Below are 6,675 nucleotides of genomic sequence, written 5' to 3' on the forward strand. Positions count from 1 at the left end.
CTTAACTTAATGACATTGATTTACTATCCTCAGTGCTATTTATTTTTTTAGATCAACTATTTGTTGTTTTCAGTTACGTCAATTACCAAATGCTCATTAACGAAGGCCATCATTCCGAGCTTGCTTAATTCACGACCATAACCCGATTTCTTAACACCGCCAAATGGCAATTCGCCTGAAGTAATCCAGCGGCCATTAATTACTGTCATGCCAGTTTCAATTTTGGTAGCAACTTCTTGTGCATGCTTAATGTCACTGCCAATGACAGATGAACCTAAGCCATAGCTTGAATCATTAGCTAATGCGATTGCTTGATATTCATCATCGACGCAGTAGACTTCAGCCACTGGGCCAAATAATTCTTTATTGTAGATAGGATTCTTTTGATCAATATTTGTTAAAATCATTGGTCTGAAGAAGGCACCCTTAGAATCAATTTCCGGATATTGGTAGAAGACTTTTGCACCCGCATCAATACCTTTTTGTACTTGAGCAGCTAGTTTTTCTTTTGCTCTTTGAGAATTCATTGGTGGCAAAGTTGTGTCTGTTTCGAGTGGATCCCCGGCCTTTAAGCTAGAGAAAACGTTCTTAAGTTCATGCAATACTTCATCATAGCGTGATTTAACTGCAATGATTCTCTTGGATGAAGTACATACTTGACCATCATTATAAGTTCTTGCATCACGCAGCACGTTGCGTAAAACTTGTGGATCAGCATCATCTAAAACGATTAAGGCATCGTTGCCGCCAAGTTCCATCGTTGATTTCTTCAAGTTTTTACCAGCTTCTTCAGCTACAGCCACACCACCGCGTTCTGATCCAGTCAGAGCTACGCCTTGAATTCGTGGATCTTGGATGATTTGAGCCAATTGATCATAGCTTGGATAGAGATTAAGCAGACTGCCTTCAGGAGCCCCAGCGCGCTTAATAATGCGCTCAATCAGCTTAGCAGAACTAGGTACGTTATGTGCATGTTTTAAAATAATTGGATTACCAACGACAAAGTTAGGTGCAAAAACTCGAATAACTTGATAAAGTGGGAAGTTCCATGGTTCACATGCTAAAACAACGCCGGTTGCTTGTTTTAAATAATAAGCATTGCCAAGGTCAGTTTTTAAAGGTTCAGGTTTAAGCATGTTAGCGCCATTTTTAGCATAATAGTCACAAATGTTGGCACATAATTCTACTTCTTCCCTGGATTCGGAAAGAAGTTTGCCCATTTCCAGCGTCATCAATTTTGCCATTTCGTCTTCATGTTTGCGAAAGGCAGCAGCGATTTTGCTCAAAATTGCTGCTCGGCTGGCTGGCTCTTCATGCCGCCATTTTTTATATAGTGAATAAGCCAAATTAATTGTTTCGTCAATTCGTTCAGCTGTTGGATTATCGAAATTAGCAAAGTTTTCATTGTTATAGGGGTTGATTGATTGATATCTCGACATGTTTTTACCTCACTTTGTTCAAAGCTAAAATAAGTTCACTTACTATTATAAAGCGTTTACAAAAAGGATGGTAGTATTTAAACTTATCGAAACTAAAGCTTAATTTTATCCAAGGCCAATTTTGCTTTGGTTAAGATATATTGGTCATGGTTAAACCGCGCAAAAGCACGAGCATCATGGAAATGCTGCATAGCCATTTTTTAAGATCCTTTGGCATTTGCATTCAATCCTAAACGATAAAGAATTCTCCCCATATAATAAACCTCATGAAAACGAGAACCAATCTTATATGCATAGTGCAACAAGTGATTTGAATCCTTCATGTAATTATGGCGTCCATAAAGCCAACAAATAATAAAGAGTATCAGGGCTAGCCAGTCTTCATCTATGATTTCTTGAAAATATGCAAGCGCCGTGACCTGATCTTGTTCATTTTCCAAGGCATAAATACCATTCAAATAATTGTAGTGAACCCGATCGTAGGAAAGCCGAAGATCACTGGGCTGCAATTCTTTCAATAAACTGTGTATTTCAGAATAATCAAAACGCAAATAAGCGTTTTCAGCCTGGCTTAAATTGCGCCAAGCCTTGGTTTGATGCTGGTTGATGACAATATCGCCAACTTCAATATCCAGTCTTTGACAGAGCAATGCCAAAATTTTAAAAGAGGGAATTTTTTTACCACTTTCAAAATTGCTGAGAGTCGCTTGCGTGCAAATGCCCTTTGCCAGTTCTGCCTTTGAGATTTTCTTCTTTTTGCGGATCGCAATAAATTTTTCTAGATCAATCATAAAATTTTATTTTTGTCTCTTAATTCTTTGTCGTAAATAATCTAGGGATTCATCAAGATAATCTTTGCCATAATCCATCGCATGTCTTTGACCTTTGATAACCAAAAGTTCGACTTCATGATCATGTTTTGCCAAGAATTTAATGAAATTGAGAACACTGTCAAGCGGCGTTAATTCATCAGCGGAATTGATCATCATTAAGCTAGATAAATTACTGAAGTCGTAGGCAGCAGCGTCCATTTTTTGCAAAATAGCTTCTTGTTTACCACCGGCATAAGTAGTAACGAAATATTTGTAGAAACTATTATGAATTTGAGCAGGATCAGTATAAGCAAAATCATTTTTAGCATCTGGTGAAGCTTTTACAGCTTCATGGTTTTTAATCCAATGAGAAAAATCAACTGGAGCAGACCAGGTTACTGTTGGAAAGCCATATTGTCCTGCCACTTGCAATGCCATTGTACCGCCAACGCTTGCACCGATTTGAAAGATATTTTTTTGATCATCAGGATCAGTGTATTCAGAATTAAGCAGCCAGTTAACAAAATGTATTGCATCTTGATGAGCAGCTGGGAAAAGGTGAGCCGGTGCCAAACTGTATTCAGGTACGAAAGTTACGAATCCGGCATTGGCCAAGTTTACGGCTAGTGGCTTGACGCTATTTTTATTGCCGCGGAACCAGCCACCACCGTGCCAAAAGATCAAAATTTTCGTATTAGAAGTTGTATCATTTGGAAAATAGATATCTGTACTTAAATTTTTGTCTTGATCATAAACAATATCTTTTTTAATAATAGCCATAGCAATCCATCCTTTTGCGAAATCTACGCTTTTATTATAGCTTTAAAAAAAGCGGCTCGCAGTTGAAAAATTATTTAAGTATTGTTGAAAAATAAGTCAGATAAAGATTTTTTTGTTAAAATTGAACTACTAATAAATAGATGATTGATGGAGATGAGAGCGTGCATTTATCAGAAGAAAAAAGTCGCAAATTAATTAATTATGCCACAATTGTTTGTAGTATCATTATTGTTCTGCTAGTTATCTATTGGTACCGATTGGGGATTTTTACCGATCAAGATAAAATGCGGGCCTACCTTGCTAATAAGAAAATAATTGGTCCAGTAGTTTTTGTTTTGATTCAAATTGTGCAAGTAGTAATTCCAATTATTCCAGGCGGAATATCGCTGCTTGGCGGGGTGGTTTTCTTCGGGCCGATCCAGGGCTTTATTTATAACTACATCGGCATTTGTATTGGCTCACTGATTGATTTCTTTTTAGCACGTTATTACGGCAGAAGTTTTATCTTCCATATAATTTCTGAAGAAACGCTAAACAAATATATGAAATGGACCAAAAATCAAAAGCGTTTCAATTGGTTCTTCGCTTTGTGCATTCTCGCTCCAGCTGCGCCTGATGATGTTCTTTGCTTATTAGCAGGACTAACTGAAATGAAATTTTGGACTTATTTTTGGATTATTATTTTATGCAAGCCATGGACAATTGCAGCCTACAGTTTAGGCTTGGTCTATGGTACAAGATGGTTATTGAAACTTATAGGAAAATAATGTTAGACGGAAAAAGAATTTATTTACGGCGCTTCCAAGTCACGGATGCGCCTGTTTTGCTAAAGTGGGGTCAAAATCCTCGTTATCATAGATTGGCTGGTTTTGAAGTTTTCAATAATTTGCAAGAAGCCAAAAAAGGGGCCCAGCAGTATGCTAACCGGAAAAACAGTTTTGCCCTTTGTTTAAAAGAAAATAATCAGCTGATCGGTTTGGTCGAATTGTATGAACGCGGTCTAGATGAGGCGAGCCTCCTTAAGACAAAAGAGATTGGCTTCATGCTGGAACAAGATTTTGAAGGACACGGCTATATGACGGAAGCTTTGCAGCTGGTTTTGCATGACGCTTTTGAGCAGATGGGACAAACCGAAATTTGGGCGGGGACCTTTGATACAAACTTTCATTCACAAGAATTGCTGGAGCGAATAGGTTTTAAATATGTTTATACAACCGATTATGCTCAAATTTCCAACCTTTTTTCATATAAGGGAAAATATTATTTGCTCAAAAAGGAAGAATGGCTTAAAATGGTCTCAAACACGAAATCTTAAGACTGCTTCAGAGAGTTCACGGTTGGTGCGAGTGAATGGATGTCGTTTCCGGATTTCATAAATGTGGGCAATTAATAGTTGCACGGTTTAGGCGCCGTTATTGCCAATCAATGAGAGCAGTTTTTTAAAAAACTGAAGATGGGTGGTACCGCGAAGCCGTGTGAGCCGATTCGTCCCAGTATTAGGGATGAGTCGGCTCTTTTTTCGGAGGTTTTTCTATGTTAGATATTAAAGTGATTCGTGAGAATCTCGATTGGGCTAAGGATAAACTCGCTACGCGTGGAATTAAGCCTGAAGAATTGGACGAAGTTGTTGCAATCGATGCCAAGCGTCGTGATGCTTTGAAGCAAAGTGAACAACTTAAGGCAGAACGTAACGAAGTTTCTAAGAAAATTGGTGAAGCTAAGCGTAACAAGGAAGATGCTAGCGATGCCATTAAGTCTATGAAGGAAGTAAGCAGCAAGATCAAGGATTTGGATAATGAAATTCGTGATTTAAGCGAAAAGCAAGAATACATTTTGCTTCGCTTGCCTAACTTCCCAGCTGATTCAGATCCTATTGGTCCTGATGACAGCTACAATGAAGAAGTTCGTAAATGGAATGAGCCTACTAAGTTCAACTTCAAGCCAAAGGCTCACTGGGACATCGGAACTGATCTTGACATTTTGGACTGGGATCGCGCTTCTAAAGTCTCAGGTGCACGTTTTGTTTTCTACAAAGGTGCAGGTGCATTGCTTGAACGTGCGGTATTCAACTTCTTCTTAGATGAAAATACTAAGGAAGGCTACACTGAAATTATTCCACCTTACTTGGTAAACGATGCTTCAATGCAAGGAACTGGTCAATTCCCTAAGTTCCACGAAGATGTTTATACCATCGTGGATAACGACGATCCAGACAAGCCACGTGATTTGACTTTGATTCCAACTGCTGAAGTTCCTTTGGTTAACTACTTCCGTGACGAAATTATTCATGGCGAAAAGCTGCCAATCAATGTAACCGCTTTGTCACCAGCATTTAGAAGTGAAGCAGGTTCAGCTGGACGTGATACTCGTGGTTTGATCAGAATGCACGAATTTAGAAAAGTCGAAATGGTTAAGGTATGTAAGCCAGAAGATTCATGGGACCAACTTGAAAAGCTGACTCATAATGCTGAACACTTGTTGCAAAAGTTAGGCTTGCCATACCACGTTGTTGCTTTGTCAACTGGGGATGCCAGCTTCACTAGTGCTAAGACTTACGACCTTGAAGTTTGGATGCCATACCAAGACAAGTACCGTGAAATCTCAAGCTGTTCTAACTGTACTGACTTCCAAGCTCGTCGTGCACATATTCGTTACCGTGATGAAAACGGCAAGCTTCATTTAGCACACACTTTGAACGGTTCAGGTTTGGCAGTTGGTCGTTGTGTTGCTGCTATTTTGGAAAACTACCAAAATGAAGATGGTTCAGTAACTGTTCCAGATGTTCTTGTACCTTACATGAATGGTATGAAGAAGATTACTAAAGAAGATAGTTTAATCTAAAACAAATAAAAGAGACCAAATTCGGCAAATTTAAGTCGAGTTCGGTTTTTTTTGTCCTAAAAAATTTTTTTGAAAAATTTTGAGTCAATTTATGATCGAAAAAAGAGCAAATTCCGAACTTTTTGATTGCGCTTTTTTCATATTACAAAAATAATAATCAAAATCCGGACAAACAAGAAGGAATTCAATTACAACGCAGCCAAGTGTTTCATGGATAAGTCGAACGAAAAGGAGGATTTGACGAAACGAGGAAGTGCGGGTAATATATAAAACTGTCGTCGGGCGAAAGCGCGACGGCGCGGGTGAAAAAGTTCTTGACAGAGAACAAGACATCTGCTAGAATAAAAAAGTCGTCTGCACAAAGCAGACGGAGCTAGTACTTTGAAAACTGAACAAAGTTTCGCTAAAAGTGTGCGGGTGTAAAAACCCAAACAAAAGCGAAGTCAATTCGCAAGCAATAAATTTTGAGACAAAGATCTTGAAACGATTATTTAAAAAATGAGAGTTTGATCCTGGCTCAGGACGAACGCTGGCGGCGTGCCTAATACATGCAAGTCGACCGCACCCCCATAAATGAAGGGCTTGCACGGACTTTAACATTGGATGAGTGGCGCACTGGTGAGTCACACCTGGGTCACCTGCCCAGAAGCAGGGGATAAAACTCGCAAACAGGTGCGAATACCGTCTAACAACAAAAACCACATGGTCTTTGTTCGAAAGGTCGTTTCGGATATCACTTGTGCATGCACCAGCGGCGGTGTAGCTCGTTGGTGGACTCATCGATCCCCAAGGCACAGAACCGA

At 39.2% G+C, this 6,675-nt stretch carries 6 protein-coding genes and 1 rRNA gene; 4 read left to right on the top strand and 3 right to left on the bottom strand.

Annotated features, from left to right (window positions below):
- Window positions 1–56: 56 nt before the first annotated feature.
- The 3 genes from B2008_RS05550 to B2008_RS05560 all read right to left on the bottom strand — a co-directional run bounded on the left by B2008_RS05550 (window position 57) and on the right by B2008_RS05560 (window position 3,031).
- Window positions 57–1,439, bottom strand: a complete 1,383-nt coding sequence (locus B2008_RS05550) for an NAD-dependent succinate-semialdehyde dehydrogenase (protein WP_281829412.1) — start codon at window positions 1,437–1,439, stop codon at window positions 57–59.
- 200 nt (window positions 1,440–1,639) lie between these two features.
- Window positions 1,640–2,230, bottom strand: coding sequence for a helix-turn-helix domain-containing protein (locus B2008_RS05555; RefSeq protein WP_281829411.1), 591 nt, complete (start codon window positions 2,228–2,230; stop codon window positions 1,640–1,642).
- 6 nt (window positions 2,231–2,236) lie between these two features.
- On the bottom strand, window positions 2,237–3,031 hold the full coding sequence (locus B2008_RS05560) for an alpha/beta hydrolase (protein ID WP_281829410.1): 795 nt from the start codon (window positions 3,029–3,031) through the stop codon (window positions 2,237–2,239).
- A gap of 140 nt (window positions 3,032–3,171) precedes the next feature.
- Here B2008_RS05560 and B2008_RS05565 point away from each other — a divergent pair, with 140 nt between their 5' ends.
- The 4 genes from B2008_RS05565 to B2008_RS05580 form a co-directional block, all read left to right on the top strand.
- Window positions 3,172–3,798: a TVP38/TMEM64 family protein gene (locus tag B2008_RS05565; protein WP_286822568.1), complete on the top strand. Its 627-nt coding sequence runs from the start codon at window positions 3,172–3,174 to the stop codon at window positions 3,796–3,798.
- Window positions 3,798–4,346, top strand: a complete 549-nt coding sequence (locus B2008_RS05570; protein WP_281829408.1) for a GNAT family N-acetyltransferase — start codon at window positions 3,798–3,800, stop codon at window positions 4,344–4,346. The genes B2008_RS05565 and B2008_RS05570 overlap by 1 nt, the downstream gene beginning before the upstream one ends.
- Before the next feature lie 218 nt (window positions 4,347–4,564).
- Entirely contained in the window at window positions 4,565–5,872 is a 1,308-nt protein-coding gene (gene serS / locus B2008_RS05575) for a serine--tRNA ligase (RefSeq protein WP_281829407.1), read from the top strand.
- A gap of 494 nt (window positions 5,873–6,366) precedes the next feature.
- A 16S ribosomal RNA gene (locus B2008_RS05580) occupies window positions 6,367–6,675 on the top strand; the annotation flags it as partial.

The organism is Lactobacillus sp. UBA5813, from assembly GCF_002417895.1.
In the GTDB taxonomy this organism is placed as follows: Bacteria; Bacillota; Bacilli; order Lactobacillales; family Lactobacillaceae; genus Lactobacillus; species Lactobacillus amylolyticus.